Below are 26,929 nucleotides of genomic sequence, written 5' to 3' on the forward strand. Positions count from 1 at the left end.
ATCCGGGCATCCCCCGCACGGAGGCGGGCGCTTCTACGAGACGGGTCGGGGCAACCCCTTGGGGGCGCGGGGAACTGCGCGAGAAGCCCCACGGCCGGCGGCCGACGACGCAGCGCGCGTCACCGGCCGAGCCCGCGGCGGCGTGAGCGTCAACTCTTCTCGAAGCGGAACCCGACACCCCGCACGGTGGCGATGTAGCGCGGATTCGCCGCGTCGTCGCCGAGCTTCTTGCGCAGCCACGAGATGTGCATGTCGAGGGTCTTGGTCGACGACCACCACGTGGTGTCCCAGACCTCGCGCATCAGCTGGTCACGGGTGACGACCCGGCCCGCGTCCCGGACGAGGACCCGCAGCAGGTCGAACTCCTTTGCCGTGAGCTGGAGTTCCTCCTCGCCCATCCAGGCGCGGTGCGACTCGACGTCGATGCGGACGCCGTGCGTGGCGGGCGGCTGCTGGGGCTCGGAGGCGCCGCGCCGCAGCAGGGCCCGGACCCGGGCCAGCAGCTCGGCCAGCCGGAAGGGCTTGGTGACGTAGTCGTCGGCGCCCGCGTCCAGACCGACGACGGTGTCCACCTCGTCGGCGCGCGCGGTCAGGATGAGGATCGGGATGGCGTGGCCCTCGGAACGCAGCCGGCGGGCCACCTCCAGACCGTCCATGCCGGGCAGCCCGAGGTCGAGCACGACCAGGTCGACGCCGCCCTGCATTCCGGCGTCGAGCGCGGTGGGGCCGTCCTCACGCACCTCGACCTCGTAACCTTCCCGGCGCAGGGCGCGGGCCAGCGGCTCCGAGATGGACGCGTCGTCCTCGGCGAGCAGTACACGGGTCATGAGCTGATGGTAGTCCGCGCCGGGCGGCGGCCGAAGTGTGATCGCGCGGCTGTTTCTTACTCACGGACATGCCGGACAGACGGCATGCCGGGCGACCGGCCCTCCCTTCCTCGATCTTGGTACGGACCTACGGTCGGTGGATGGCATCCTGGGGGAGACCTTCGAAACCCCTCCCACGGTTCCTTGATCACCTGTGATCCGTGTCTCAAGTCCTTCCATATCAGGCGTTGTGCTGCCGTATGGTGAGGTAACGCCTGTAGCACGCATGGACCTTCGGCGGTCGGCTCGACGTCGAGGGTCTCCTTTGTGTGCGGGCCGGTCCCCGCCGGCCTCCAAAGGAATGACCTGTGGCCGGGCCCCCGCATCGAGGGGGCGTGGATCCCGGTGGTCGCCGTCCGCCGCTCCGAGACCCGGAGCGGACTCCCCCGGGGCGTGGGGGTGGACGCCGCGGTCCGCCGGTGCCGGCCGCCCCCCACCGGGCGCGCAAGGCTCCACTGCGGCGCGCGTCCCGAGCAGCAAGGAACGACATGGCGTCCAGCCTGACGAAGGACTCGGTCCGCCCGGGCACACCCGGCTCCGGGAAGACCTTCTTCGGCCACCCCCGCGGACTGGCCACTCTCTTCATGACCGAGATGTGGGAGAGGTTCTCCTACTACGGCATGAGGGCCCTGCTCCCGCTGTACCTGGTCGCCCCCGGCGGCCTGCACCTCAGCGCGGCGACCGCGACCGCGATCTACTCGGTCTATCTGTCGCTCGTGTACCTGCTCGCCCTGCCCGGCGGCTGGTTCGCGGACCGTGTGCTCGGCCCCCGCAAGACCGTCGCCGTCGCCGGCGCGATCATCATGCTCGGCCATCTGACCCTCGCGCTGCCGAACGCCGGCACCTTCTACGGCGGTCTCGGCCTGGTCGCCATCGGCTCCGGTCTGCTCAAGGCCAACATCTCGACGATGGTCGGCCACCTCTACGACGGGCCCGACGACCCGCGCCGTGACGGTGGCTTCACGCTGTTCTACATCGGCATCAACCTGGGCGCGTTCGCCGCGCCGCTGATCATCGGCACCATCGGTGAGAACGTCAACTGGCACCTGGGCTTCGCGCTGGCGGCGCTCGGCATGGGTCTGGGCCTCGCCCAGTTCCTGCTCGGCAGCCGTCACCTGAGCTCCCGTTCGGACATCGTCCCCACGCCGCTGTCCGCACAGGAGAAGGCCGCCACCCTGCGCAAGGCCGCGTTCTGGGCGGCCGTCGCGATCGTCTTCTACGCCGTCGTCGGCGTCTCCGGCGTCTACACGCTGAACTGGCTGCTGGTCCCGATCACCGTCGCCGGCCTGGTCATCCCGGTCCTCGTCATCGCCCGGATGAAGCGCGACAAGGAGCTGGACCGCGCCGAGCAGTCCAAGCTGACCGCGTACATCTGGTTCTTCGTCGCCGCGGCCGTGTTCTGGATGATCTACGACCAGGGCGGCTCGACGCTGTCCCTGTTCGCCGAGTCCTCGGCGAAGAACAGCGTCCTCGGCTGGGAGTTCCCGGTCTCCTGGTACCAGTCGGTCAACCCGGTCCTGATCATGGCCCTGGCCCCGCTCTTCGCCTGGGCCTGGCTGGCCCTGGCCCGGCGCGGCAAGGAGCCGAGCACCGCGACGAAGTTCGCGATGGGCCTGGTCCTGGTCGGCGCGTCCTTCTTCCTCTTCCTGGCCCCGCTGGCGATCGCCGAGGGCGGTCACAAGGCGGCCGCGCTGTGGCTGGCGGCGATCTACTTCGTGCAGACCGTCGGCGAGCTGACCCTCTCCCCGGTCGGCCTGTCGGTCACCACGAAGATGGCTCCCGCGAAGTACGCCTCGCAGATGATGGGCGTCTGGTTCCTGGCCGTCACCGCCGGTGACGCCACGACCGGCCTGCTGTCCATCGCCGGCGTCGACCTCAACAAGACGGGCATAGTCGCCCTGGAGGCGGTGCTCGCCGTCATCGCCGGTGTGGCGGTGTGGATGTACCGCAAGAAGGTCAAGACCCTCATGGGCGACGTCCACTGACGTCCGCTCCCTCGCGACGCCGGAGGGCCGCCGTACCCGCGTGGGTACGGCGGCCCTCCGGCGTCGCGCCACGCCCGGCTCAGCTCGCCCTTCTCCTGGGCATGAACGTGAACACCGCGCCGCCCAGCAGCACCGCCGTGCCCGCCACCAGGCCCAGCGCCTTCAAGGTGCCGTGGTCGCCGGAGCCCGTCTCCGCGAGGCCGCCGCCGCTCGACGAGGAACCGCCCGAGGACGACGAGGAGCCGCTTCCGCCGGACGCGCCGCTCGCCTGCTCCGCGGTGTCCAGGGTCAGCGAGACCGCCGTGCTGTCCGGGGTGCAGGTGGTGGTCGTGCCCATGGCCTCGATGACGAGGACGCCCGGGGAGAGCGTGGACTCACCGGTCGCACCGGGCTTGTAGACACCGGTGAGGTCCGGGATCTCGATCGGTTCGTTCTGCGGGATCGGCGCGGAGTTCAGGGGGCCCTCCACCGTCACCGAGCCCTCGTCCGCACCGCCCAGCACGATCTGCATGGTCGGCTTCACCTTGCCGGCCGGGATGTCGATCGGGCTGTCCATGACCGACTTCTTGAACTGCACGGTGAGGTCGTAACTCCCGCCGTTCTTCTTGGCGTTGATCTGGATCGGCGAGGTCGCCCGCTTCTCGCCGATCGGCGACTGACAGGTGTAGGGGATGTCGACGACCTTGCCGGTGAAGTCGGTCCGGCCGCCGTCACCGCCGGTCTCGGACGCCGAAGGGGAGGTACTGGGTGTGCCGGACCCGCTCGCCGAGGGTGACGGGCTCTGGCTCTGCGAGGGGTCGGAGGACGTACTGGGCGAGGCCGATCCCGAACCGGAACCCGAACTCCCCTCCCCCGCCGTCACCGTGATGGTCGCCGACGGACGGACGGCCTCCGTAGGCGCGCACTTGGTGTCCGTCGACAGCGCGTTGACGACGTAGGCGTCCGGGGTCAGCGTCACCTGTCCGGCCGCCGTCAGCTTCAGCGTGCCCTTCATGTCGGACAGCGTCATCGCGCCGCCCTTGGGGATCGCCGGGTTCTCGCGCGGCCCCTGCATCGCGATGTCGCCGGTCTGCGCGCCGGCCGCCTTGAGGGTGCCGGACGGCTGGACCGAGTTCGCGGGCAGGTCGATGATGTCGGGGTTCTTCGACGCGGCCTGGGTGAACTTCCAGACGACGTCGACGGTGTCGCCGACCCTCGCCGTCGCCGGCGCGGTGATCTCGACCCTGGTGGTGCCGTTGACGTCGGGCAGACCGATGCCCGAGGGCGGAACGCACTTGGTGGCGTAGGCCACCTCGGCGGCCTGGGCCTGCCCGGCGCTCACGCCCAGCAGGACGGCCGCCCCGGTCAGCAGGACGGCGGCGCCCGCCGCTGCCGCTCTCTTGCGCGCGGGCGCGCGGTCGGGTGGTACGGCTCTCTCACTCACGTGGATCCCTTCCTGCCGGGAGTCGTGGGAGTCGTGGGACTCGTCGGACGGTCTTCGTGCGGTGCGGAGAGCCGGCCCGCCGGGCCCGGACCGGTGTCCGGGGCGAACCACGGCAGGGTCGCGTTCGGGGTGGGGGGCGAGGGCCTCGGGGGCGCGGGCGCGGTTCCGCGCCGGTGTCCGCGCCCCGGGGCGCGGACGGGCCGTCGGGCGGCGGGGCGCGGGCGGACCCGGTCCACCACGGCCATCCCGATACGGAAGACCGCCGCGGGCACCACCAGGCAGAGCAGGATCCAGAACAGGGTCACGCCCCAGGGACGGCCCACCCCCCAGGGTTGCTCGGCGAGGACCTTCCCTCCGTACTTCAGGGAGACGGTGTAGTCGCCGTGGGCGCCTGCGGTGAGTTCGACGGGCAGCTCGACGCGGGCCTTCTCGCCGGGGCCGAGCGTGCCGTGCCACTGCCGCTCGTCCCACTGCGGGGCGAACACGCCGTGCGCGGTGCCGACCTCGAAGACCGGGTTCCGCACGGCCGCGGTGCCCACGTTGCCCACGGTGAAGGCGAGCGTGCGCGAGGGCGGCGCCCCGAACCAGGTCAGCAGACCGCCGGAGCCGTCGAGCCGGGTGTCGGAGAGGACGGCCAGGCGTCCGCCGGCCGTCTGCGCGGGCAGCGGTTCGACCGGGTGCCCGGCCACCTGGAACACCGCGTCGACCCGCGCCTTCGCCCCGGTCGCGGTGGCCACGTGCACCACGCAGGGGCAGGGTACCGGCGGCTCGGTCACCGGCAGCGTCCTGCTGAAGCGGCCGTCGGCGTCGGTGGTGACGGCGCGTCCGTCGGCGTTGGCGCAGGAGTTGGTGCCGCCGACCACGCCCCGGGCCGGGGTCGCCTGTCCGCAGACCAGCAGCATCAGCAGCGTGCGCGGCCGCCAGCCGCTGCCGCTCACGGTGATCGACCCGCCCGTCCCCGCCTGTGCCGTGGAGAGTGTGACGGCCGGTTTCCCCTCCGCCGCGGCGGCGGTGGCGGACGACGGCAGCGAGAGCAGGAGCGGGAGCAGCGTCAGCAGCAGGGCGGGCACCAGCGCCGTGTTCCGGGGCTTGCCTCTCATGTCCGTGCTCCCCTCGGCGTGGCCCGCGTGGTGTCCGGCCGGCGTCCGCGTCGTCGTACGGCCACCACCACCGCGGCCCCCGCGACCGACAGCGCCGCCGCCGTGGCCGTCGCCGTGCCCCACGGCACGAACCGGGCCGACACCCGTCCGGTGGCCCGCGCCGCACCCGGTGCGGTCACCGTCAGGCGCACGGTGACGGCGTCCAGGGCCGGGCGGTCGGGCCACGGCTCGTCGAGCGCGAGGCGGCGGCCCGGGGGCAGCCGGACGGGCAGGGTGCGCGGGGCGCGGTCCAGGACGGCGCCGAGAACGCCGTCCGCGTGGACGGCGAGCCGCGGGACGAGCACCGTGGTGCCGCGGTTGACCAGCTCGTACGTGATGCGGTCGCCGCGCACGGCCACGTGCTCGACGGTCAGCGCGGCCAGCTCCGGGCCGCCGACCCGGATCAGCAGCCGGACGGCGGACTCCCGGCCGCCGGAGTCCCGTACGAGGAGTTCGCCCGCGCGGTCGCCCGGCGGCGCGTCCGCCGGGACCGTCACCGTGAAGGGCACCTCGGCGCGGGTGCGGGCGGGGATGCCGGGAGCCGGTTCGGCGAAGAAGACCCGGAGGCCGTCGCCGGTGGCGCGCAGCCGTACGGTGAGCGGCGCCGTGCCCCGGTTGGTCACGGCGAGCGTGTCCCGGAGCACGGCCCCGGGGACGCCCTCCGCGTAGAAGGACGGCCGTCCGCCACCGGAGGGCGCGACCGACCAGCCGCCGGACGCGGCCGGGGTGGCCGCGAGCAGCAGCGGCAGCGGCAGGGTCAGCAGCAGGGCACGGGCGGCGGCGTACGGCATCGGCGGCTCCAGCACTCGTACGGGGACGGTCAGCGGTGGACGCGTGCCGTCTGTCCCCGGCGGGTCAGCCACAGGGCACCGGCCGCGCCGGCGAGCAGCACCGTGCCGCCGAGGGTGCCGAGGGCGACGGCGGAGTCCGCGGGGCCGGTCTGCGGGAGACCGCCGCCGGAGCCGCCGTCACCCGTGCCGCCACCGCTGGTGGTCCCGCCGCTCGTGCCGCCGCCGCTCGTGCCGCCGCCGCCCGCCGCGGTCACGTCGAGGGTCAGTGAGGGGCCCGCGTTGTTGGTGGGCGTGCACGTGGTGGTGGTACCGAGCGCCTTGATGGTGAGCACACCGGCCGTGAAGGTGACCTTGCCGCTCTTCTTGGGGGTGTACGTGCCGCTCAGGTCGTTGATCTTGATGGGGGTGTTCTCGGGGATCGCGGCCTGGTTGGCGGGGCCGGTGACCGCGAGGGTGCCGCTGTCGGCGCCGCCCACCTCGATCGTGGCGCTCGGCTTCATCGAGCCCGCGCCGAGTTCGACGGGACTGGAGGAGACGCCCTTCTGCCAGGACATGGTGATCTTGTAGCCGCTGCCGCTCTTGACGCCCTTGATGTCGATGGGCGATACGGCGCTCTTGTCGCCGATGGGCGTCTTGCAGGCGTAGTTGACGTTCACGACCTCGGCCATGGCCGCCGGGGCGGCCATCCACACCGCCGAGCCGGCCAGGGCCGCGGCAGTCGCGAGCGCGGCGGTGCGCTTCCGGTTCGACACGGTCCCGACCCCTCACTCCCACTGCCCCGCCCTTACTGACGAGGCATCAGATTGAGCCGTCAAGGTACGCCCGGGGCGATGAGGAGGGAAGAGAACGTACACGCCGGAGTTGCGGCGATCCGGCGCGCGGTTTCGGGGGCGCCGAGAACACCGCGGACTCCCCGGCGACCCGAGCACCCCGACACGATCAGGCCAGGACCGGACCCCGACCAGGCAACCGAACACACCCGGACAGCAGCCACCCCGGACCGGAACCGACCCCGGACAGCAGCCACCCCCGGACAGGAACCGAACCGGACCGGAACCGACCCCGGACAGCGGCCGTCCCCGGACAGGAACCGACCCGGACCGGACCCCGACCCTGGGCAGGAACAAGCCCCGGACGTCAGGCAGGCCCGGGTCCGGGGTGGTCGGGTCGAGCCCTCGCACGGGCGGGCGTCGTCGGGCGGTCGGGCGGACGACAGCCCCGACGACGGCTGCGCGACAGATCCGCCCAGCTCGCCGGGACCGACGGGCGGGCCGGGCCCTCGCGCGGGCGGGTATCGCCGGGCGGGTCAGGACGACGGCCCCGACCACGGCCCCGACGCCGACCGCGTGGCGGGTCGACCGATCCGCCGCAGTGGGGCGTCGACGTCGGCCCGACGCCGAAGCAGGCGACCCAGGCGACCCGACGCCCAAGCAGTCGGCCCGACCGCCTAGGCGGTCGGGCCTGGGCCCGGGGCGGTCAGGCCGGGGCGCCCAGTTCCGCCCAGACCGTCTTGCCCGCGATGTCCGGGGCCCGTACGACGCCCCAGTCCAGGCAGAGTCTCTGGACGATGAACATGCCGTGGCCGCCGGGACGGCCCGCGCGGTGCGGGGTGCGGGGCGCCGGCTGGCCCGCGCCGCGGTCCGAGACCTCGACGCGGATCACCTTGTTGTCGCAGCTGAGGACCATCGCGTCCGGTCCCTCGGCATGCAGACACGCGTTGGTGACCAGCTCGGAGACGACGAGCAGGACGTCCTCCGCGGCGGCCCGCTGGTCCGCGGTGGCCGCGGGCAGCCAGGCCCACGCGTAGAGGGCCTGGCGGGCGAAGTCGCGGGCGAGCGGGACGACCCCGGTGGCGTCGTCGAAGCTCAGCCGTCTCACCTGGGGGCCGCCCGGCGACCCGGACACCACGGTCTCCGCGCCCCCTGGGGACACCTCGGCTCCCGCCGCGCCCCCCTCGGACGCCCCGGGAGCGCCGCTGGGCTCCGGGCCGCGGTCGCCCGGCGAACAAGGCCGGGTGGTGCTCATCAGCGCTTCACCTCACCGATTCCCCGATTCACCGGTTCACAATTCACAAGTCGGATCACTGCAAGTCCGTACGTAGGCGGACGGCGTTCGTGTCGGCATTGCCGCCGACATGTTCGGGTTTCAGGATGTCTCCTGCCCGAGAGAACCGCCGGAACACCCCCCGTTCACGTCCGTTCGCACCCGTCTCCGGCGGACGGCGGGACTCAGCCGTCCTCGTCACGCTCGTCGTGCCCGTCGCTCAGGGCCTCGTCGACCGTCGCGTGCACGGTGAACACCGCGTCCGCGCCGGTGATCTCGAAGACCCGTGCCACCACGGGCAGCATGCCCGCCAGATGGACCCCGCCACCGGCCGCCTCCGCCTTCAGGCGGGCGCCGAGCAGCACGTTGAGCCCGGTGGAGTCGCAGAACTCCAGCCGGGTGCAGTCCACCACCAACCTGCTGAGCCCCTTGGCGAGGCAGTCCTCGAGTGGCTCACGCAACAGATCGGCGGTGTGGTGATCCAACTCACCCGCCGGGGTGACCACGGCGCTGGAGCCCTCTTGCCGCACTTCGACCAGAAGCCGGCCAGACTGTGCGCTGCCGACCGTCCCGCGGTCCATGCCGTCTCTTCTCCTGGGTTGCTGACTGCTTGCTGACGCCCTCGCACCCTACGCCTTCGGCCCGCACCTCAACACCCGAACAATCGCACACAAACGGACATACTTGGACAAAATGCACTTGCGGCGGGGCAAGTAAAGCGGGTAGGGCTAGTAGGAGCACGTACCCGACACGGCCGGCTTTGGAGGCGCCGCACACCGCTGTGCACTCACTGGCTCCGGCAGCCATATGCCGAGAACGATGGAGGACATCATGTCACCCCGGCTCGACGCACCGCCTACCCGCGGAGCGACGTCGACACCCCCTCCGGAACAAGAGCGTCTGGAACCCATCGCGTACGACCCGGCTCCGGACGTCGACCCCACCGACCTCCTCGCCGGTCTTCCGGAGATCCCCCCGTACGACGAGGTCGGAGCCGTCGACGCACGGGCCCTGTCGAAGACCCTGTTCGCGCGGCTCGAGTCCCTCGAGGAGGGCACGTACGAATACTCGTACGTGCGCAACACCCTCGTCGAGCTGAACCTCGCGCTGGTCAAGTTCGCCGCCTCCCGGTTCCGCTCGCGCAGTGAGCCGATGGAGGACATCATCCAGGTCGGCACCATCGGCCTGATCAAGGCGATCGACCGCTTCGAGCTGTCGCGGGGCGTCGAGTTCCCGACCTTCGCCATGCCAACCATCATCGGCGAGATCAAGCGCTTCTTCCGCGACACGTCGTGGTCGGTGCGCGTCCCGCGCCGGCTCCAGGAGCTGCGGCTCGACCTGGCCAAGGCGGGCGACGAGCTGGCCCAGAAGCTCGACCGGGCGCCCACCGTCGCGGAGCTCGCCGAGCGCCTCGAGATCTCCCGGGAGGAGGTCGTCGAGGGCATGGCCGCGTCCAACGCGTACACGGCCTCGTCCCTGGACGCGCAGCCGGAGGAGGACGACTCCGAGGGCGCCCTCGCCGATCGCATCGGCTACGAGGACCACGGACTCGAAGGCATCGAGTACGTCGAGTCGCTGAAGCCGCTGATCGCCGCACTCCCCGCGCGCGACCGGCAGATCCTGTCCCTGCGCTTCGTCGCCGGTCTGACCCAGTCGGAGATCGGCGAGGAACTCGGCATCTCGCAGATGCACGTGTCGCGACTGCTGTCACGGACCCTGGTGCGGCTGCGGAAGGGACTGACGGTCGAGGAGTGACCCGTCCCGTCCGTGTCCGGGTGCCGTCCCGGACACGGACGCCGGTGTCCCCCCGGCCCACCGCCTCCACCGCGCGCTCCGGACTCGACCGCGCGCTCCGGACTCCGCCTCGCGCTTCAGGCTCCGCCTCGGCGCCCAGGCCTCCGCCCGGCCGCGTCCGGTCTCCACCCGACGCGTCCGGTCTGCACCCGGCCGCGTCGGTCTCCGTCTCTCCGACCCCCTCTTGTTACCCCCGGAAACCTCCCCAAGGGCCCCCTGGGGCCACTAGGGTCGCCCCCACCACAGACTGACCGGTACGTCAGCAACGCGGGCGTGCTGCGCATCCGGCGAGGAGGCGACCCCCATGGCCCGTGCCGACGGCTACGGCGACGGCAACCGCGGCGGCGGAGGCGGAGGCGACCACGGCGACACGAGCGCCGATGTGAACGCCGGCAGTCCCGACGCCTGCCTCACCGACCGGCTCCGCGCCGCCCCCGCCGAGGCGTACCCGGCGCTGCGCGCCCTCCGCGCCCGCCACCACCCCGCCGTCCTGGCCTACGCCCGCCGCTGCACGACCGGCGAACCGGCCGCGCGGCGCCTCGCGGCCGAGGCGTTCGCCCTCGCCGCCCGGGAGACCGCCCGCGGCAACGACCCCGGCGGAGCCTGGCGCCACCGGCTCCTGCTGCTGTCCGGGCGGGTGGCCACCGAGTGGGCCCGCGACGACCGGGCCGGCGGCCTGGACGCGGGACTGCTGCTCGTCCTCAACACGGCGGCCCCCGGCGGCCCGGTGCCGCCCCTGCTCGCCACCTTCCGTTCCCTGCCCTCCCGTACGCAGGGCCTCCTCTGGTACGGCGTCGTGGAACGCGAGCCCGCCGACCGGACGGCCGCGATGCTGGGCCTGTCCGCCGAGGACGTCACCTACGGCACCGGCCCCGCGCTCCACCTCCTGGCCCAGGCCTGCCTCCGGCACCGGCTGGCCGCCTCCGACGACCCGCGCTGCGGGGACTTCCGCCGGCTGATCGAGCAGTCCGTACGGCCGGACGCCCCGCGGCACAGCCCCGACCTCGAAGCCCACATGGCCCGCTGCCCGCACTGCGCGACCGCCTACGAGGAGCAGTGCGCCCTGCGCGACGATCCCCGGGGCGCGCTCGCGGAGGGGCTGCTGATGTGGGGCGGGTCGGCGTACGTCAGGGACGACCGGCAGCCGTCGGGCGGCCGGGGGGCGGCGGCCGTGCGACGGCCGTCGCGGCGGACGGCGCTGGCCTCGGCCGCGCTGGGGGTGGCGGTGGTGCCGTTGGCGGTGGCCCTGCTGCTGACCTCGAACGACTCGGGGGACGCGCAGGACGCGGCGGGCGCGGTCGTCACCGGCCCTTCGACGGCCCCACCGGTGACCGTGACGGCGACGGTCCCCGCGCCGCCGCCCGTGTCCACCCCTGCCTCCCCCTCGCCCTCCGCGACGCCGAGTTCGTCGCCGTCCCGCACCAGGACCCCGCCGAAGCCGAAGCCCACACCGTCCCCGACCCGCGCCCCCGGCGGGACGTTCGCCCAGGTCGTGAACGTGGCCAACGGGCGCTGTCTGGAGGTGGCGGGCGACTTCGACAACGGCACGGACGTGGTGACGGTGCCGTGCACCGCCTCGCCCAGCCAGCGCTGGCGGGTGGACGCGGCGCGCGGGGTGCTCCAGTCCTACGCCGACCAGGACTTCTGTCTGGACAGCAGAGGGTCCGTGGACAAGGGCGTGGGGGTGTGGGAGTGCGCCTCGGTGGAGGGCGATCACGGGGCGAACCTGCGGTTCACCGTGGACGACGACGGAACCGTGCGCCCGGCGATCGCCATCCTGACGGCGCTGACCGCGGACGCGGGCGGCGGGGTGTCGCTGGAGCCCCTGGACGAGGCCGGGGACCAACTGTGGCGGGCGGGGGCGGCATGACCCGCCGGACGGTCCGGCCGGCGGTCCGACGGGCAATCCGCCGGACCGTCCTCATCGTGGAAACCCATTGGCCGGACTCCTCCGGGTGACTACTCTGACCCAGCCCTCTGACCAGCAGAGCCGCTGGGCCAGCCCCGTCCTCTGCTCATGAGGAGACCCATGCCCCCTTCCACCGACTCCCCCGCCGGTACCTCCACCGGCTCCCCCGCCGGTGCCTCGGCGGCGCTCGGGCGGCTCGCCGATGTTCCGGTGCTGCTCGTCGCCGTCGTCTGGGGTTCCAGTTATCTCGCCGCCAAGGGGGTCACCACGGCGGACACCGTGCCGGCCGTGCTGGTGCTGCGGTTCGCCGTGGTGCTGCCGGTGCTGGTGGTCGTGGGGTGGCGGCGGCTGCGCGCGCTGAGCGGGCCGCAGTGGCGCGGGGCCGGGGTGCTGGGCCTGATCCTGGCCGGGATCTTCCTGCTGGAGACCTACGGCGTGGTGCACACCTCCGCGACCAACGCCGGGCTGATCATCAGCCTGACCATGGTGTTCACGCCGCTCGCGGAGAGCCGGGTGCGCGGGGTGCGGCTGCCGCGGGCGTTCCTGGCGGCGGCCGGGCTGTCGGTGCTCGGTGTGGCGCTGCTGACGCAGGGCGCCGGCTTCACCGCTCCGTCCGGGGGCGATCTGCTGATGCTGGGGGCGGCCGTCGCCCGTACCGTGCACGTGCTGGCCATGGCGCGCATGGACTCGGTGCGCGGCGCCGACGCGCTGTCGCTGACGACCGTCCAACTGGGCTCCGCGGTGGCCGTGTTCGCGGTGCTGGTGGCGCTGCCGGGGGCGGGCGCCTCCCCGTGGGCGGCGGCGGCGGACTTCGACGGCGGCGACTGGCTGGGGCTGGTCTACCTCTCCGTGTTCTGCACGCTGTTCGCGTTCTTCGTCCAGATGTGGGCGGTCCGCCGTACGTCGCCGTCGCGGGTCAGCCTGCTGCTGGGCACCGAGCCGGTGTGGGCGGCCGCCGTGGGCATCGCGCTGGCCGGGGACCGGCCGGGATGGCTCGGTTTCGTGGGCGCGGTGCTCGTGCTGCTGGGCACCGGCTGGGGCCGGTCGGTGGCGGACCGGGACCGGGGTCCGGCGGTGGAATCGACGGTGGGATCAGAGGCGCAGGCGCAGGCGCAGGCGGAGGCGGAGGCGGCTCAGACGACCCGTACGCCGCGCCGCCACACCCCGGAGACCAGCGGTACGCCGGGCCGGTAGGCCAGGTGGACGTGGCTCGGGGCGTCCAGGAGGGTCAGGTCGGCGTAGGCGCCGGGGGCCACGCGGCCCACGTCCGTGCGGCGCAGGGCCGCCGCGCCGCCCGCGGTCGCCGACCACACCGCCTCGTCCGGTGTCATCCCCATGTCCCGCACCGCGAGCGCGACGCAGAACGGCACGGACGAGGTGAAGGACGAGCCGGGGTTGCAGTCCGTGGAGAGGGCGACGGTGACGCCCGCGTCCAGCAGCCGGCGGGCGTCCGGCCACTCGGCCCGGGTGGAGAACTCGGCGCCGGGCAGCAGCGTGGCGACCGTGTCACCGCTCGCGAGGGCGTCCACGTCCGCGTCCGTGAGGTGGGTGCAGTGGTCGGCGCTGGCCGCGTCCAGTTCGACCGCCAGCTGCACGCCCGGCCCGTAGGAGAGCTGGTTGGCGTGGATGCGGGGGTGCAGCCCCTTCGCCCGGCCCGCGGTGAGGATCGCGCGGGCCTGGTCGCCGTCGAAGGCGCCCTTCTCGCAGAAGACGTCGATCCAGCGGGCGTGCGGGGCGCAGGCGTCGAGCATCTCGCCGGTGACCAGGGCGACATAGGCGGCCGGGTCGTCGGCGTGCTCGGGGGAGACGACGTGCGCGCCGAGGTAGGTGACCTCGTCGGTGTGGGCGGCGGCGATCCGCAGGGCGCGGGCCTCGTCGGCGACCGTCAGGCCGTAGCCCGACTTGGTCTCGAAGGTGGTCGTGCCCTGGCGGAGGGCCTCGGAGAGGAAACGGGTGAGGTTCGCCTCCAGTTCCTCGTCGGTGGCCGCCCGGGTGGCCGCCACCGTCGTGCGGATGCCACCCGCCGTGTAACCGCGGCCCGACATGCGGGCGTTGAACTCCTCGGTGCGGTCGCCCGCGAAGACCAGGTGGGAGTGGGAGTCGACGAAGCCCGGGAGGACCGCCCGGCCGCCGGCGTCGACCCGGTTGTCAGTGGCGGGTGCTTTGCTTGATTCACCGGTCCACACGACGCGGTCGCCCTCGATGACGACGGCCGCGTCCCGGACCACACCGAGGGGAGAACCGTCACCGAGGGAGGGGTCGTTGGTGACCAGCGTGGCGATGTTGCCGATGACGGTGGTCGTGCCGGTCGTACCGGTGCTGCTGCTCATCGTGGTGTCCTCGTGGGGGCGGGGTCCGGTGGGGGGCGCTACGCGTGCAGAGCGGCCACGGCCCGCGCGAGGGCCTGCGGCACGTCCGGTACGAGCGTGTGCGCCCCGTCGCGTACGACGTGACGCCCGGCGACGACGGTATGCCGTACGTCCGCCGCGGTCGCCGCGAATACGGCCGTCTCGGCACCGAGCCTGGGCACCGGCCCGGCCGTCCTGACCGAGTCGAGCGCGATCGTCGTGAAGTCGGCGACCGCGCCGGCCTCCAGGACGCCCGCGTCCGGGGTGCCGAGGGCCGCGTGGCCGTCGGCGGAGGCGGCGCGCAGCAGGGCGGCCGCCGTCCAGTGGCCCCGGGTGCGGGTGCGCAGCCGCTCGTTCAGCTCCATCGCGCGGGCCTCTTCGAACAGGTCGATGACGGCGTGGCTGTCGGAGCCCAGGGAGAGCGGTGAGCCGGCGGCCTGGAGGGCGACGGCGGGGCCGATGCCGTCGGCGAGGTCCCGTTCGGTCGTGGGGCACATGCAGGTGCCGGTGGCGGAGCGGCCGAGGAGGGCGATGTCCTCGCCGGTGAGATGGGTGTTGTGGACGCCGGTGGTGCGCGGTCCGAGGACACCGTGCTCGGCGAGGAGCTGGGTGGGGGTGCGGCCGTGGGCCGCGCGGCAGGCGTCGTTCTCGGCGGTCTGCTCGGACAGGTGCACGTGCAGCGGCGCCCGGCGCTCCTCGGCCCAGCGCGCGACGGTGGCCAACTGGTCGGCGGGCACGGCCCGGACGGAGTGGACGGCCGCCCCGATCCTCGCGTGATCCCGTTCCTTGAGAAGTGAACAGCGTTCGGCCCAGGCGTCCGCGTCGCCGTCGGAGAAGCGGAGCTGATGGGTGTTGGGGGGCTGTCCGAAGCCGGCCGACAGGTAAGCGGTGTCGAGGAGGGTGATCCGGACCCCGGCCTCGGCGGCGGCCTCGATCAGGGCCTCGCCCATGGCGTTGGGGTCGGCGTAGGGGGTGCCGCCGGGGGCGTGGTGCAGATAGTGGAACTCGCCGACGGCCGTGATGCCGGCCAGCGCCATCTCGGCGTACACGGCGCGGGCCAGCTGGTGGTAGGTCTCCGGGGTGAGCCGGTCGGCCACCGCGTACATGACCTCGCGCCAGGTCCAGAAGGTGCCGGAGCCGACCTGGACGGTGCCGCGCAGGGCCCGGTGGAAGGCGTGGCTGTGGGCGTTCGCCAGGCCGGGGAGGGTGAGGCCGCGCAGGATCTCGGCACCGGGCGGCGGGGTGTCGACGCCGGTCCGGACGGCGGTGATGCGGCCGGCCGGCCCCGCGGCGGAGCCGCTCGTCGACACCGTGAGGGCGACGCCCGGCTCGACGTTCGTGTCGAGCCAGGCGTGCTCCAGCCAGTACGTCCGTGTCCGCTGCGTGGGGGTCACCGGCAGGCCAGTCCTTCCAGTACGTCGGCGAGGGCGTGCACCCCGGCCACGCAGTCGTCCTCGGCGGCGAACTCGGCCGGGGAGTGCGAGACGCCCGTGGGGTTGCGCACGAACAGCATGGCGGTCGGGATGGTCCCGGACAGGATTCCGGCGTCGTGTCCGGCGCCGGTGCCCAGCACGGGGACCTTGAGGTCCGTGTCGCTGCCGAGGATGCGGGCCAGTTCGTCGCGCAGGGCGTGGTCGAACTCGACGACGGGCGTGAACGACTCACGGACGACGTCCAGGTCGATGCCGTGGCCCTCGGCGTACTCGCGGGCCGCCTTCTCCACACCGCCGACCACGGTGTCGAGGGTGGCCTGGTCGGCGGCGCGGGAGTCGAGCCAGCCGCGCACCAGGGAGGGGATGGCGTTGACGCCGTTCGGCTCGACGGAGATCTTGCCGAACGTGGCGACGGCGCCCGCGAGCCGGGCCTCGCGGCGGGCGGCGAGCACGGTCTCGGCGTACGGCAGCATCGGGTCGCGCCGGTCCGCGAGGCGGGTGGTGCCGGCGTGGTTGGCCTCGCCCCGGAAGTCGAACCGCCAGCGTCCGTGCGGCCAGATGGCGCTGGCGAGACCGACCCGGTCGCCGCTCAGGTCGAGGGCGCGGCCCTGCTCGACGTGCAGTTCCACGAAGGCGCCGATCCGGGCGAGCCGCTCCGGGTCCGCGCCGATGGCGTCGGGGTCCTGGCCTGCGGCCTCCATGGCCTGCGGGAGGGTGATGCCGTCGCCGTCGGTGAGCCGGTGGGCCTGCTCCACGGTGAGCCGGCCCGCGGTGAGCCGTGAGCCGACACAGGCGAGTCCGAAGCGGGCGCCCTCCTCGTCGCCGAAGTTGACGATGGCGAGCGGCTTGGTGAACGTGACGTCCCGTGCGCGGAGTTCGTCGAGGGCGGCGAAGGAGGACACCACGCCCAGGGGTCCGTCGAAGGCGCCGCCGTCCGGCACGGAGTCGAGATGCGACCCGGTGACGACGGCGTCCCCGGCCGCGGGGTCGCCGAGCCACGCCCACTGGTTGCCGTTGCGGTCCGCCTCGTACGTCAGTCCCCGTGCCTCGGCCTGCTCCCGGAACCAGGTCCGGCAGTCGGTGTCGGCGGCGGTCCAGGCGTAGCGGCGGTAGCCGCCGGAGGCGGAGCTGCGGCCGACCGGCAGCAGCTCCGCCCACATGCTGTGGAAGGTCACGCGTCGTCACCTTCGCGCATGGGCACCCGCACACCGCGCTCCGCGGCCGCGGTCTCGGCGATCTCGTAGCCCGCGTCGACGTGCCGGATGACGCCCATGCCGGGGTCGTTGGTGAGCACGCGGCGCAGCTTCTCGCCGGCCAGCGCGGTGCCGTCGGCGACGCTGACCTGCCCGGCGTGGATCGAACGGCCCATGCCGACGCCGCCGCCGTGGTGGATGGAGACCCAGGAGGCGCCCGAGGCGACGTTGACCATGGCGTTGAGCAGGGGCCAGTCGGCGATCGCGTCGGAGCCGTCGAGCATGGCCTCGGTCTCGCGGTACGGGGAGGCGACGGAGCCGGAGTCCAGGTGGTCGCGGCCGATGGCGAGGGGGGCCGCCAGCTCGCCGGACGCCACCATGTCGTTGAAGCGCTCGCCGGCCTTGTCGCGCTCGCCGTAGCCGAGCCAGCAGATCCGGGCGGGCAGGCCCTGGAAGTGGACGCGCTCACCGGCCAGCTCGATCCAGCGGCGCAGGGACTCGTTCTCCGGGAAGAGGTCGAGGATCGCCCTGTCCGTCTTGTGGATGTCGGAGGCCTCACCGGACAGGGCCGCCCAGCGGAAGGGGCCCTTGCCCTCGGAGAAGAGCGGGCGGATGTAGGCGGGGACGAAGCCGGGGAAGGCGAACGCGCGGTCGTACCCGGCGAGTCGGGCCTCGCCGCGGATGGAGTTGCCGTAGTCGAAGACCTCGGCGCCGGCGTCCATGAAGCCGACCATCGCCTCGACGTGCTTCGCCATCGACTCGCGGGCCCGGGTGGTGAAGCCGGCCGGGTCCTTGGCGGCCGCGTCGGCCATGTCGTCGAAGTCGACACCGATCGGCAGGTAGGCGAGCGGGTCGTGGGCCGAGGTCTGGTCGGTCACGATGTCGATGGGGGCGCCCTCGGCCAGCAGGCGCGGGAGCAGTTCGGCCGCGTTGCCCAGCAGGCCGATGGAGAGCGGGCGGCGGGCGTCCCGTGCCTCCACCGCGAGCCGGAGGGCGTGCTCGGGGGAGTCGGCCCGGACGTCGAGGTACCGGTGCTCGATGCGGCGCTCGATGGCGCGCGGGTCGACGTCGATGCAGAGGGCGACGCCGTCGTTCATCGTCACGGCGAGCGGCTGGGCGCCGCCCATGCCGCCGAGGCCGGCGGTGAGGGTGATCGTGCCGGCGAGGGTGCCGCCGAACTTCTTCGCGGCGACGGCGGCGAAGGTCTCGTAGGTGCCCTGGAGGATGCCCTGGGTGCCGATGTAGATCCAGGAACCGGCGGTCATCTGGCCGTACATGGTCAGACCCAGGTGCTCCAGCCGGCGGAACTCCTCCCAGTTCGCCCAGTCGCCGACGAGGTTGGAGTTGGCGATGAGGACGCGCGGGGCCCATTCGTGGGTCTGCATGACGCCGACCGGACGGCCGGACTGCACGAGCATGGTCTCGTCCTGCTTGAGGGTCCGCAGGGTGCGGACCATCGCGTCGAAGGAGCGCCAGTCGCGGGCCGCCTTGCCCGTGCCGCCGTAGACGACGAGCTTGTCGGGGTGTTCGGCGACCTCGGGGTCGAGATTGTTCTGGAGCATCCGCAGGGCGGCTTCCTGCTGCCATCCCAGGGCGCTCAGTTCCGTACCGCGTGGCGCTCGTACGGGGCGGGGTCCTGACATGGTCTGCCTCCTTGCGGATGGGTGATCCCGGCGGTTGTTGCAGTTGTTATTCACATCCTGACTCGATGAATAGGACTAGTCAATACATCGGAGCCACGCATCGGGGCACGGTCACGGTCGCGGCCACGGACGCAGGCCCGGATGTGGGCGCAGGCGCGGGGGTGGGCGCAGGCGTAGGCGTGGACACAGGCGCGGACGCGGGCTCGGGGAGCGCAGGCCGGGGAGCACGGACCCAGGGGGCGCACAGGCTGGCGTTCACCACCCCACGAAGGCACGCGCGCCGTTGACGCGCGCCGGTCGGCCGGTGTTGAACGGTGGAGAAGGGGCGCGTGGGGCGAGGATCCGGCCCGAAACGGAGTCAGTCGACCCACGTTAGCGATCCCGCCGCATGTTCCGCTGGAAAATGCCAGAAGACTCACTCCTCGACGCCTACGTTGCGTAGCTTCTTCATCACTCAGCCGAACCGAAGGCGGGAGGGGAGCCCAACGGTGCCCGGAATCGACGAGTGTCTACTCGAGGCCATGCGGCTGCCCGGCGCCCGGGGGGCCGCGCTGGTCGACTGGACGAGCGGGCTGGCCCTGGGCGCGGTCGGGGAGTTCCCCGGCGGCGACCACGAGGCGGCGGCCGCCGAGGCCGCCGAGGTGGCCCGCCTCACGGCGGAGCAGCGGGCGTTCGCCCCGGACGGCTACGACCGCCCGGGCGGTCACGACGGCCCGGGCGGCGCGGGCGGCCCGGAGGGCGGGGTCGCCGATCCTCCGGTCGAGGACCTGATCATCAGCAACCGGGACAGCTACCACGTCCTCCGCTTCGTCCCCACGTCCTTCGACAGCAGCGTGTTCCTGCACGTGTGGCTGGCCCGGCCGGACGGCAACCTCGCGCTGGCCCGGATCCGGCTGGGCGAGATGGCCGGGCGGCTGGTGCTGGGGTGACCGCGGTGAGAACGCCTCCGCAGGGGACGACCCCGCCGCCCCGGCTGCCCGTGCGGGAGAAGTCGGCGGCCAGGGAGCGCGGCAGCGGGCTGTCGCCGATGCTGACCCGGCTCGCGGCCGAACGGGCGACCGGTGTCCTGGAGCGCGAGCGCGGTTCGCTCTACCTCGCCGAGGGCCGTGTGGTGCACGCCGAGAGCCCGCTCGCCCCGGGCCTCGACGTGCTCCTCCTGGCCCACGGCACCCTCACGCCCGCCGGCTGGCAGGACGCGAGGGAACGGGCCGACGAGGAGTACGGCGTCGCCCGGCTGCTGCTCGACGCCGGCCGCGTCCCGCGCGGCGCGCTGGAACTGTGCCATCTGGAGGCGGTGTACGACGCGGCGTACTTCGCGCTCACCCCCAGCAGCACCCCGGGCCGCTTCCGGTACGGCGCCGGGCACTGGCTGGGCCCGCTGCGGCCCGTCCCGGTCGAGGCGGTCGAACGCGAGACGCTGCGCCGGCGCGAACTGCTGCACCGGTTGTGGCCCGACCCCCTGACCGACGGGGCGCCGCTGCGGCGGTCCGAGACCGTCGCGGCGCCCGCGCCGACCGCCCGGCAGAGCGCCGTGCTGGCGGCGGTGGACGGCGTGCGCACCGCCCCGGACATCGCCAGGGAACTGGGCCGGCAGGCCTTCCACACCCTGGTGGACGTCCGGCGGCTGGCGGCGGCCGGCCTGCTGACCGCCCTCTTCCCGCCGCCCCGGCCGCACCGCCCGCCGCCGCCCGCGCTCCCGTTCCGCGCCGGGGCGACCGCGGAACGCGCCGTGGGTCCCGCCGCCCCCGACCCCGCCCCGCCACCGGGCATCACCCTGCCCCGTGTCAACGACCCCGACATCACCTTGCTGAAGAGGCTCAGGGATGCGCTGGAGGCCCTTTGAACGGCAGCGACCGCGCGCCGAGAGGAGCGAGCTGATGGTGTCCGAGCCCGAGATACTCGACGAACTGCGGCGACTGCGGGCCCGGGTGCCCCAGTTGACCGGCGCCCTGACGGCCGGTGTGGACGGTCTCGTCCTCGCCCACGACACCCCCGGTGTGGAACCGGAGGTGGTGGCCGCGCTGACCGCCGCGGCCCTCGGCGTCGCGGTGCGGATGGCGGACACGACCGGCCAGGGCGACTTCCGCGAGCTGCTCGTGCGCGGGGTCTACGGCTACGTCGCGACCTACGCGGCCGGTGACAGCGCCGTGCTGACCCTGCTCGCGCAGGACCGCGTCAACGTCGGCCGGCTGCATCTGGAGGGCCGCCGGGCCGGGGCCCGCATCGGTGAGCTCGTCGACGCGTGGGAGGCGAAGGCGCGGGAGGCGAAGGACGCCGCCGCGACAGCGGCCAGGACGCCGGCCAAGACCCCCGCGAAGCCGCCGGTGCGGACGCCCGCCAAGCCACCCATCGTACGGACCAGATCGGCGCGCGGATCGGCGACGACCAACGCGCGCACCACCACGGAAAGTTGAGAAGGAACCGAGGAGCACAGTCATGGCCAACACCGAAACCACACTGAAAGAGTGTCTCGCCTCGATCGAGGGCGCGACCGGAGTGGCGCTCGTCGACTACACCAGCGGCATGGCGCTGGGCACGATGGGCGGCAGCAAGACGTTCGATCTGAACGTCGCCGCCGCCGGTAATACCGACGTGGTGCGCGCCAAGATGCGCACCATGGAGCACCTCGGGCTCAAGGGCCAGATCGAGGACATCCTGATCACGCTCAACGACCAGTACCACCTGATCCGGCTGATCAGCGGCCGCGGCGGCAACGGACTCTTCATGTACCTGGTCCTGGACGCCAAGCGGGCCAACCTGGCGATGGCCCGCCACCAGTTGAAGAAGATCGAGGAGGACCTCGAGGTGTGAGCGGTCCTGACCGGCCGGGCTGCCCGGCCGGTCAGGACCGGCCCGCGTCTAGACCAGCGCCGCGGTGCGGCGGCGGGACCCGCCCGGGGCCGCGTCGCCCGCCGCGATGCCGGTGCTGCGGTACGCCTTGACGGCCTTGCCCGCCGGACGTCCGCCGCGCCGGTCCAGCCAGTCGACGCGCACCCACAGCAGTGCGTCGTCGGCCCGCTCCCGCCGCCCGAGCCAGGCGGCCTTCAGCCGCAGTCCCGTCCCCCAGCCGGCCAGCAGCAGACCGGCGGCCGCGGGCACCGCGAAGGAGCTGCCCAGCGCGGCCACGAAGGCGAGCAGCAGCCACCAGCGGTGTCCGCGCCGCCAGGCGCGTACGGTCACCGCCCGGTCCTGGAGCACATCGTGCTTGCCGGCCCGGGCGGCGCCGCTGCCCAGGTCGAGATACCGCCGACGGCCGCGCCACGCCACCACGGCGAGGGCGACGATGAACAGGGCGGCCCCGGCCAGCACCCCGATCCGCCGTCCGGTGAGGCCGGGCACCAGCACCCCGACCCCCGCCGCGAACACTCCGCACCACCACAACGGCGCGGCTCCGGCCCGTACGACGACGGCCACCCGAGCCAGCCCCTGCCCTCCGCGCGCCACGCCCGCCTCCTGGTCTCTCCGGCACAGTTTCGTGACCGTTCAGACTAGTGAGCGAACGTGAGACAAGTCTGAGAGAACGCCCGAAAACTCGCGCTCCCCGGAAACGGCGGCCTACTCCACGAAGAGCCCCCGCGCCGCCGCCCGCGCGTCGAACTCCTCCAGCCGGGCCTGCGCGTCGGGCAGGTCGTCGCACATCGCCTCCAGCAGCACCCGCCCGAGGAGCATCGGCGCGCACGCCGTGTCGAAGGCGAGGCCGGTGCCGACGGCGGCCGGCAGCAGCAGGTCGGAGACCTTGGCGACCGGCGCGAACGCGGAGTCGGCCACGGTCACCACGCTCAGCCCCGCCTCCCGGGCGTAGGCGAGGGTGTCGACGACCTCGCGCGGATGCCGGGGCAGCGCGAAGCAGAGCAGGGCCGAGGCACCGGCCCGGACGGCGGCGTCGATCCGGTCGTGGATCATCGTGCCGCCCTCGTTCAGCAGCCGTACGTCCGGATGGACCTTGGCGGCGAAGTACGCGAACCCGTAGGCCTGGGAGGCGGCGGCCCGCAGTCCGAGCACCGGAAGCGGACGGGAGGCCGCCAGCAGCCGGCCCGCCCGCTGCACCGGCCGGGGATCGGCGAGCAGTTCGGCGAGGTGCCGCAGGTTCTCGATCTCGGCCTCGACGGCCTGCTGGTACTCGTTGTACGAGGCCGGTCCCGCCGCCTGTTCGGCCGGGGCGACCTCGCGCAGGTGCTTGCGCAGGGCAGGGTAGCCGTCGAAGCCGAGGGCGACCGCGAAGCGGGTCACCGACGGCTGGCTGACGCCCGCGAGCTCGGCCAGCTCCACGCTGGACAGGAACGGTACGTCGGCGGCGCCGCGCACCATGCTGTGCGCGATGCGCCGCTGGGTCGGGGTCAGCCGGTGCCCCTCGAAGAGCGCCTGGAGCCGAGCGGCGGGACTGTCCGGCACACCGGCACCCGCTCCCGCGTCCGGTGCCGGGCCCGTCACCCCACGATCCGACCCCTCCGGCACTCCCCGCCCTCCCTGCACTTCCGGCACTTCCGACGCTCCCCCACCGGTCTCCGACTCAGCGCTCATGCCCCGCTCCCCCTCCAGATGTCCGTGAACCGGTCCAGCGTCGACAGGGCCATTCACCTACCGAGAACTCTGCATGACGTTATGCAGCCGGGCAAGGGACGCCGGACGATCGACGGGACCGGTGCGCGCGGCACGACGGCCGATGCGACAGCCCCGCCCGGCGTCCCGGCCTCCCCTGGACCCGAGCCCGGACAGGGGGGCTATCCCCAGTGCGGCGGACACCCCCGCTCCCTAGCCTGGGTCCATGACGGGACGGGAGACCACCATGGAAGCGCGTGACACGGACCTGAAGAAGGAACTCGACGCCACCCTGGCGACCCGCAGGGAACTGGGCGAGGAGTACGAGTCCGCGCTGGTGGACTCGTTCCTCGAGAAGGTCGACCAGCGCATCGACGGCGCGGTGGAGCGCCGGGTGCGGCGACAGTTCGCGGAACAGCAGATGGCGGCGGCCCGGGACGCCCGCTCGCCCCAGGCGACGGACTCGTGGGGCGAGCGCTTCGGCTTCGGCATCGTCTCGCTGGTGCTGGCGGTCCCGCTGTCCGCGATCGGCGCGGGCACCGCGCACCTGCCGGGGCTGATCGTCTCCTGGGTGGGCATCGTCGGCGTCAACGTGGTCCAGGCCGCCCGCACCCACCCCGGCCTGTTCGGCAGCCGCCGCTCCTCGAAGAAGGACAGCGACTGGGAGGAGTGACCAGGAGCCCGCGTCGCATGCCGGCCGGCTGCCCGGCCGGCGCCCCGCGGCTCCTGGCCGACCGGAAGGCGGAACCGGAACCGGTCCGGCCGACACCGTAGGACCTGTCCGACGCCGAAGGAGCCGTCCGACGACGCCGAAGGACCCGTTCGACGCCGAAGGGCCTGTCCGGTGGACAGGCCCTTCGGCGGAAGCTTGCGCGGGGACCGCCGCACCCCCGTTGCCGGGGGGCGGGACGACGGCGGTCCCCGCGAGGGACGCGGGCCGGGTCAGGCCGGGCTTGCGCGTCCGTGGCGTCGGTGGAGGTCCGGGAGCCGCTCCGGAGGTCCGTGACGCCGTTTGGGTGCCGGTGGGGCGGGGAGCCGCTCCCGCCCTGCCGACATCCATAAATATGCAGGACGCGTGTTAACCAGGTGCTGCGTGCACGTGACACGCTCGTACCACTTCCGCGAAGTCCACCGGTTCGGTAGGCAAACGGAAGTTCGGCGCCCGAAGGGTCCGTTCACCGGAGGTTTCCCGGAGGTTGCGTCCGCTGTCCCCCGGAAGTTACTTCCCGCCCTTGGCCAGGAAGGCCAGCAGGTCCTGGCGGCTGACGACCCCGGTGGGCTTGCCCTCGACGAGGACGATCGCCGCGTCCGCGTTGCCGAGCACGGACATCAGGTCGCCGACCGGCTCACCGGAGCCGACCTGCGGCAGCGGGGCGGACATGTGCTTCTCCAGCGGGTCCTCCAGGGAGGCCCGCTGGGTGAACAGCGCGTCCAGCAGCTCACGCTCCACGACCGACCCGACGACCTCGGCGGCCATGACGTCAGGGTGACCGGCGCCGGGCTTCACGATCGGCATCTGGGAGACGCCGTACTCGCGCAGGACCTCGATGGCCTGGCCGACGGTCTCGTCCGGGTGCATGTGGACGAGGGACGGGATCGCGCCGTGCACCTTGTCGTTGAGGACGTCGGCGACGCGGGCGCTGGGGCCCTCGTCCTCGAGGAAGCCGTAGTCGGCCATCCACTCGTCGTTGAAGATCTTCGAGAGGTAGCCGCGGCCGCTGTCGGGCAGCAGGACTACCACGACGTCGTCCGGGCCGAGCCGCTCGGCGACGCGCAGGGCGGCGACGACGGCCATCCCGCAGGAGCCGCCGACCAGCAGGCCCTCCTCCTTCGCGAGCCGCCGGGTCATCTGGAAGGAGTCCTTGTCGGACACCGGGACGATCTCGTCGGCGACGGTCCGGTCGTAGGCGCTCGGCCAGAAGTCCTCGCCGACGCCCTCGACGAGGTAGGGGCGCCCGGACCCGCCGGAGTACACGGACCCCTCGGGGTCGGCGCCGACGACCTGGACCCGGCCTTCGCTGGCGTCCTTCAGATAGCGCCCGGTCCCGGAGATGGTGCCGCCGGTGCCGACGCCGGCCACGAAGTGGGTGATCCGCCCCTCCGTCTGCTCCCACAGCTCAGGGCCGGTGGAGTGGTAGTGGGAGAGCGGGTTGTTCGCGTTGGAGTACTGGTCCGGCTTCCACGCGCCCGGCGTCTCCCGCACCAGCCGGTCGGAGACGTTGTAGTAGGAGTCCGGGTGCTCGGGGTCCACGGCGGTGGGGCACACGACGACCTCGGCGCCGTAGGCCCGCAGCACGTTGATCTTGTCGGTGCTCACCTTGTCGGGGCACACGAAGATGCACTTGTACCCCTTCTGCTGCGCCACGATGGCCAGCCCGACCCCGGTGTTTCCGCTGGTCGGCTCGACGATCGTGCCACCGGGCAGGAGTTCCCCGCTCTTCTCCGCCGCCTCGATCATGCGCAGGGCGATGCGGTCCTTCACGGAACCGCCCGGGTTGAAGTACTCCACCTTGGCCAGGACGGTCGCCCGGATGCCCTTGGTCACGCTGTTGAGCTTCACCAGCGGGGTGTTGCCGACGAGGCTGATCATCGAGTCGTGGAATTGCACCGTTGTCTCCGGTTGCTTGCAAAAACAGTGGTCGTAGTGGTTACGCCAGGGTACGGCCCGGGCGGCGACCGGGTAGGCACGTTCACTCCCGGTTGAGATTGGGCGACCGTCCGTACGGGGCAAGGAGTGGGTGTACGGACACGAGGAGGTGGCGTCGAGGCATGACGAGCATGTCGAGGGCGAGAGTGGCCCGGCGCATCGCGGCCGGCGCGGCTTACGGCGGCGGCGGCATCGGACTGGCCGGGGCCGCGGCGGTCGGGCTGGTGGTGGCGGAGGTGCATCTGGCGCGGCGCCAGGTGAACAACGGGGCGCATCCGCACGTCCCGCAGGCGGACGGCCGATACGGCCTCGCCTATGACGCGCCCGGCCCCGGAAAGGAACCCCTGCGCCTGACGATGCTGGGCGACTCCACGGCGGCCGGCCAGGGCGTCCACCGCTCCGGGCAGACTCCGGGCGCGCTGCTGGCGTCGGGCCTGGCCGCGGTCGCCGAGCGCCCCGTGGAGCTGCGCAACGTGGCGCTTCCGGGCGCCCAGTCGGACGATCTCGACCGCCAGGTCGCGCTGGTCCTCTCGGACTCGGACGAGGTGCCCGACGTCTGCGTGATCATGATCGGCGCGAACGACGTGACCCACCGGATGCCGGCCACCCGCTCGGTCCGCCATCTGTCCTCGGCGGTACGGCGGCTGCGCACGGCCGGCGCCGAGGTCGTCGTCGGCACCTGCCCCGACCTGGGCACGATCGAGCCGGTCCAGCAGCCGCTGCGCTGGCTGGCCCGCCGGGCCTCCCGTCAGCTGGCGGCCGCCCAGACGATCGGCGCCGTCGAGCAGGGTGGCCGTACGGTCTCCCTGGGCGACCTGCTGGGCCCCGAGTTCGAGGCCAACCCGCGCGAGCTGTTCGGCCCCGACCACTACCACCCCTCGGCGGAGGGGTACGCGACGGCGGCGATGGCGGTCCTCCCCACGGTCTGCGCGGCCCTCGGCCTCTGGCCGGCGGACGAGGAGCGCCCGGACGTCTCCCGCCGCGAGGGTTTCCTCCCGGTGGCCCGGGCGGCGGCGGAAGCGGCGTCGGAGGCCGGCACGGAGGTCACCGCGGCGATGCCCACGGGCCCCCGAGGCCCCTGGGCCCTCCTCAAGCGCCGCAGGCGCCGCCGGGTGACGGAAGCAGAACCGACATCCCCCACCAACGCCTGACGCACCACCCCGGCCGACCGTTCGG

24 protein-coding genes are annotated in these 26,929 nt (G+C 73.3%); 10 read left to right on the forward strand and 14 right to left on the reverse strand.

Annotated features, from left to right (window positions below; genetic code table 11):
• Positions 1-149 precede the first annotated feature (149 nt).
• Positions 150-827 carry a response regulator transcription factor gene (locus AOQ37_RS15965; RefSeq protein ID WP_020128522.1) on the reverse strand — a complete coding sequence of 226 codons (678 nt, stop codon included), beginning with the start codon at positions 825-827 and terminating at the stop codon, positions 150-152.
• Between the two features lie 527 nt (positions 828-1,354).
• Here AOQ37_RS15965 and AOQ37_RS15970 point away from each other — a divergent pair.
• Positions 1,355-2,851: an oligopeptide:H+ symporter gene (locus tag AOQ37_RS15970; protein ID WP_062645195.1), complete on the forward strand. Its 1,497-nt coding sequence runs from the start codon at positions 1,355-1,357 to the stop codon at positions 2,849-2,851.
• Between the two features lie 79 nt (positions 2,852-2,930).
• Here AOQ37_RS15970 and AOQ37_RS15975 read toward each other — a convergent pair whose 3' ends face one another.
• The 6 genes from AOQ37_RS15975 to AOQ37_RS16000 all read right to left on the reverse strand — a co-directional run bounded on the left by AOQ37_RS15975 (position 2,931) and on the right by AOQ37_RS16000 (position 8,828).
• Positions 2,931-4,202 carry a hypothetical protein gene (locus tag AOQ37_RS15975; RefSeq protein WP_062645571.1) on the reverse strand — a complete coding sequence of 424 codons (1,272 nt, stop codon included), beginning with the start codon at positions 4,200-4,202 and terminating at the stop codon, positions 2,931-2,933.
• 68 nt (positions 4,203-4,270) lie between these two features.
• Positions 4,271-5,374 carry a hypothetical protein gene (locus tag AOQ37_RS15980; RefSeq protein WP_062645196.1) on the reverse strand — a complete coding sequence of 368 codons (1,104 nt, stop codon included), beginning with the start codon at positions 5,372-5,374 and terminating at the stop codon, positions 4,271-4,273.
• Positions 5,371-6,204, reverse strand: a complete 834-nt coding sequence (locus AOQ37_RS15985; RefSeq protein ID WP_062645197.1) for a COG1470 family protein — start codon at positions 6,202-6,204, stop codon at positions 5,371-5,373. The genes AOQ37_RS15980 and AOQ37_RS15985 overlap by 4 nt, the downstream gene beginning before the upstream one ends.
• A 29-nt stretch (positions 6,205-6,233) precedes the next feature.
• Complete coding sequence (locus tag AOQ37_RS15990; protein WP_062645198.1) at positions 6,234-6,956, reverse strand: hypothetical protein; 723 nt, start codon at positions 6,954-6,956, stop codon at positions 6,234-6,236.
• A gap of 724 nt (positions 6,957-7,680) precedes the next feature.
• The gene (locus AOQ37_RS15995; RefSeq protein WP_062645199.1) at positions 7,681-8,229 is read right to left on the reverse strand and encodes an ATP-binding protein; all 549 of its coding nucleotides are present in this window, start codon (positions 8,227-8,229) and stop codon (positions 7,681-7,683) included.
• Between the two features lie 203 nt (positions 8,230-8,432).
• Complete coding sequence (locus AOQ37_RS16000; protein WP_062645200.1) at positions 8,433-8,828, reverse strand: STAS domain-containing protein; 396 nt, start codon at positions 8,826-8,828, stop codon at positions 8,433-8,435.
• A 238-nt stretch (positions 8,829-9,066) separates the two neighbouring features.
• On the opposite strand from AOQ37_RS16000, the gene AOQ37_RS16005 reads away from it, so the two are divergent.
• From AOQ37_RS16005 to AOQ37_RS16015, 3 genes are all read left to right on the forward strand, one after another.
• Positions 9,067-10,002 (forward strand): RNA polymerase sigma factor SigF, encoded by a 936-nt coding sequence (locus tag AOQ37_RS16005; protein WP_062645201.1) that lies wholly within the window; start codon positions 9,067-9,069, stop codon positions 10,000-10,002.
• Between the two features lie 343 nt (positions 10,003-10,345).
• Positions 10,346-11,911, forward strand: a complete 1,566-nt coding sequence (locus AOQ37_RS16010) for a ricin-type beta-trefoil lectin domain protein (RefSeq protein WP_062645202.1) — start codon at positions 10,346-10,348, stop codon at positions 11,909-11,911.
• A 159-nt stretch (positions 11,912-12,070) separates the two neighbouring features.
• Positions 12,071-13,144: a DMT family transporter gene (locus tag AOQ37_RS16015; protein WP_078890208.1), complete on the forward strand. Its 1,074-nt coding sequence runs from the start codon at positions 12,071-12,073 to the stop codon at positions 13,142-13,144.
• Here AOQ37_RS16015 and hutI read toward each other — a convergent pair.
• The 4 genes from hutI to hutU are packed head-to-tail and all read right to left on the reverse strand — an operon-like array spanning position 13,084 to position 18,567.
• Positions 13,084-14,280, reverse strand: coding sequence for an imidazolonepropionase (gene hutI, locus AOQ37_RS16020; protein ID WP_062645203.1), 1,197 nt, complete (start codon positions 14,278-14,280; stop codon positions 13,084-13,086). The two genes, AOQ37_RS16015 and hutI, sit on opposite strands and share 61 nt — an antisense overlap.
• Before the next feature lie 38 nt (positions 14,281-14,318).
• Positions 14,319-15,692: a formimidoylglutamate deiminase gene (locus tag AOQ37_RS16025; RefSeq protein WP_062645204.1), complete on the reverse strand. Its 1,374-nt coding sequence runs from the start codon at positions 15,690-15,692 to the stop codon at positions 14,319-14,321.
• Positions 15,689-16,906: an allantoate amidohydrolase gene (locus tag AOQ37_RS16030; RefSeq protein ID WP_062645205.1), complete on the reverse strand. Its 1,218-nt coding sequence runs from the start codon at positions 16,904-16,906 to the stop codon at positions 15,689-15,691. The genes AOQ37_RS16025 and AOQ37_RS16030 overlap by 4 nt, the downstream gene beginning before the upstream one ends.
• Positions 16,903-18,567 carry a urocanate hydratase gene (gene hutU / locus AOQ37_RS16035; RefSeq protein ID WP_062645206.1) on the reverse strand — a complete coding sequence of 555 codons (1,665 nt, stop codon included), beginning with the start codon at positions 18,565-18,567 and terminating at the stop codon, positions 16,903-16,905. Before hutU ends, AOQ37_RS16030 begins: the two co-directional genes overlap by 4 nt.
• Positions 18,568-19,055: 488 nt before the next feature.
• Here hutU and AOQ37_RS16040 point away from each other — a divergent pair, with 488 nt between their 5' ends.
• From AOQ37_RS16040 to AOQ37_RS16055, 4 genes are read left to right on the forward strand one after another with little or no spacing between them, the layout of a single operon-like run.
• Positions 19,056-19,496 (forward strand): hypothetical protein, encoded by a 441-nt coding sequence (locus AOQ37_RS16040; RefSeq protein WP_078890209.1) that lies wholly within the window; start codon positions 19,056-19,058, stop codon positions 19,494-19,496.
• Positions 19,493-20,410, forward strand: a complete 918-nt coding sequence (locus tag AOQ37_RS16045) for a hypothetical protein (protein ID WP_062645208.1) — start codon at positions 19,493-19,495, stop codon at positions 20,408-20,410. The genes AOQ37_RS16040 and AOQ37_RS16045 overlap by 4 nt, the downstream gene beginning before the upstream one ends.
• Positions 20,411-20,444: 34 nt before the next feature.
• A complete protein-coding gene (locus tag AOQ37_RS16050; RefSeq protein WP_062645209.1) occupies positions 20,445-20,981 on the forward strand; it encodes a roadblock/LC7 domain-containing protein in 537 nt (178 codons plus the stop codon).
• Between the two features lie 22 nt (positions 20,982-21,003).
• Positions 21,004-21,378 (forward strand): roadblock/LC7 domain-containing protein, encoded by a 375-nt coding sequence (locus tag AOQ37_RS16055; RefSeq protein WP_020128504.1) that lies wholly within the window; start codon positions 21,004-21,006, stop codon positions 21,376-21,378.
• Between the two features lie 48 nt (positions 21,379-21,426).
• Here AOQ37_RS16055 and AOQ37_RS16060 read toward each other — a convergent pair whose 3' ends face one another.
• Positions 21,427-22,011 carry a hypothetical protein gene (locus AOQ37_RS16060; RefSeq protein WP_062645210.1) on the reverse strand — a complete coding sequence of 195 codons (585 nt, stop codon included), beginning with the start codon at positions 22,009-22,011 and terminating at the stop codon, positions 21,427-21,429.
• A gap of 111 nt (positions 22,012-22,122) precedes the next feature.
• A complete protein-coding gene (locus tag AOQ37_RS16065; protein ID WP_374701506.1) occupies positions 22,123-23,088 on the reverse strand; it encodes a MurR/RpiR family transcriptional regulator in 966 nt (321 codons plus the stop codon).
• Between the two features lie 265 nt (positions 23,089-23,353).
• Here AOQ37_RS16065 and AOQ37_RS16070 point away from each other — a divergent pair, with 265 nt between their 5' ends.
• Positions 23,354-23,779: a hypothetical protein gene (locus AOQ37_RS16070; RefSeq protein WP_062645211.1), complete on the forward strand. Its 426-nt coding sequence runs from the start codon at positions 23,354-23,356 to the stop codon at positions 23,777-23,779.
• A 546-nt stretch (positions 23,780-24,325) separates the two neighbouring features.
• Here AOQ37_RS16070 and AOQ37_RS16075 read toward each other — a convergent pair.
• The gene (locus AOQ37_RS16075) at positions 24,326-25,714 is read right to left on the reverse strand and encodes a cystathionine beta-synthase (protein ID WP_062645212.1); all 1,389 of its coding nucleotides are present in this window, start codon (positions 25,712-25,714) and stop codon (positions 24,326-24,328) included.
• A 161-nt stretch (positions 25,715-25,875) separates the two neighbouring features.
• On the opposite strand from AOQ37_RS16075, the gene AOQ37_RS16080 reads away from it, so the two are divergent.
• Positions 25,876-26,904, forward strand: a complete 1,029-nt coding sequence (locus AOQ37_RS16080) for an SGNH/GDSL hydrolase family protein (RefSeq protein WP_062645213.1) — start codon at positions 25,876-25,878, stop codon at positions 26,902-26,904.
• The last annotated feature ends 25 nt before the right edge of the window (positions 26,905-26,929 follow it).

Origin of the sequence: Streptomyces maremycinicus (assembly GCF_001184025.1) — a bacterium.
GTDB lineage: Bacteria > Actinomycetota > Actinomycetes > Streptomycetales > Streptomycetaceae > Streptomyces > Streptomyces maremycinicus.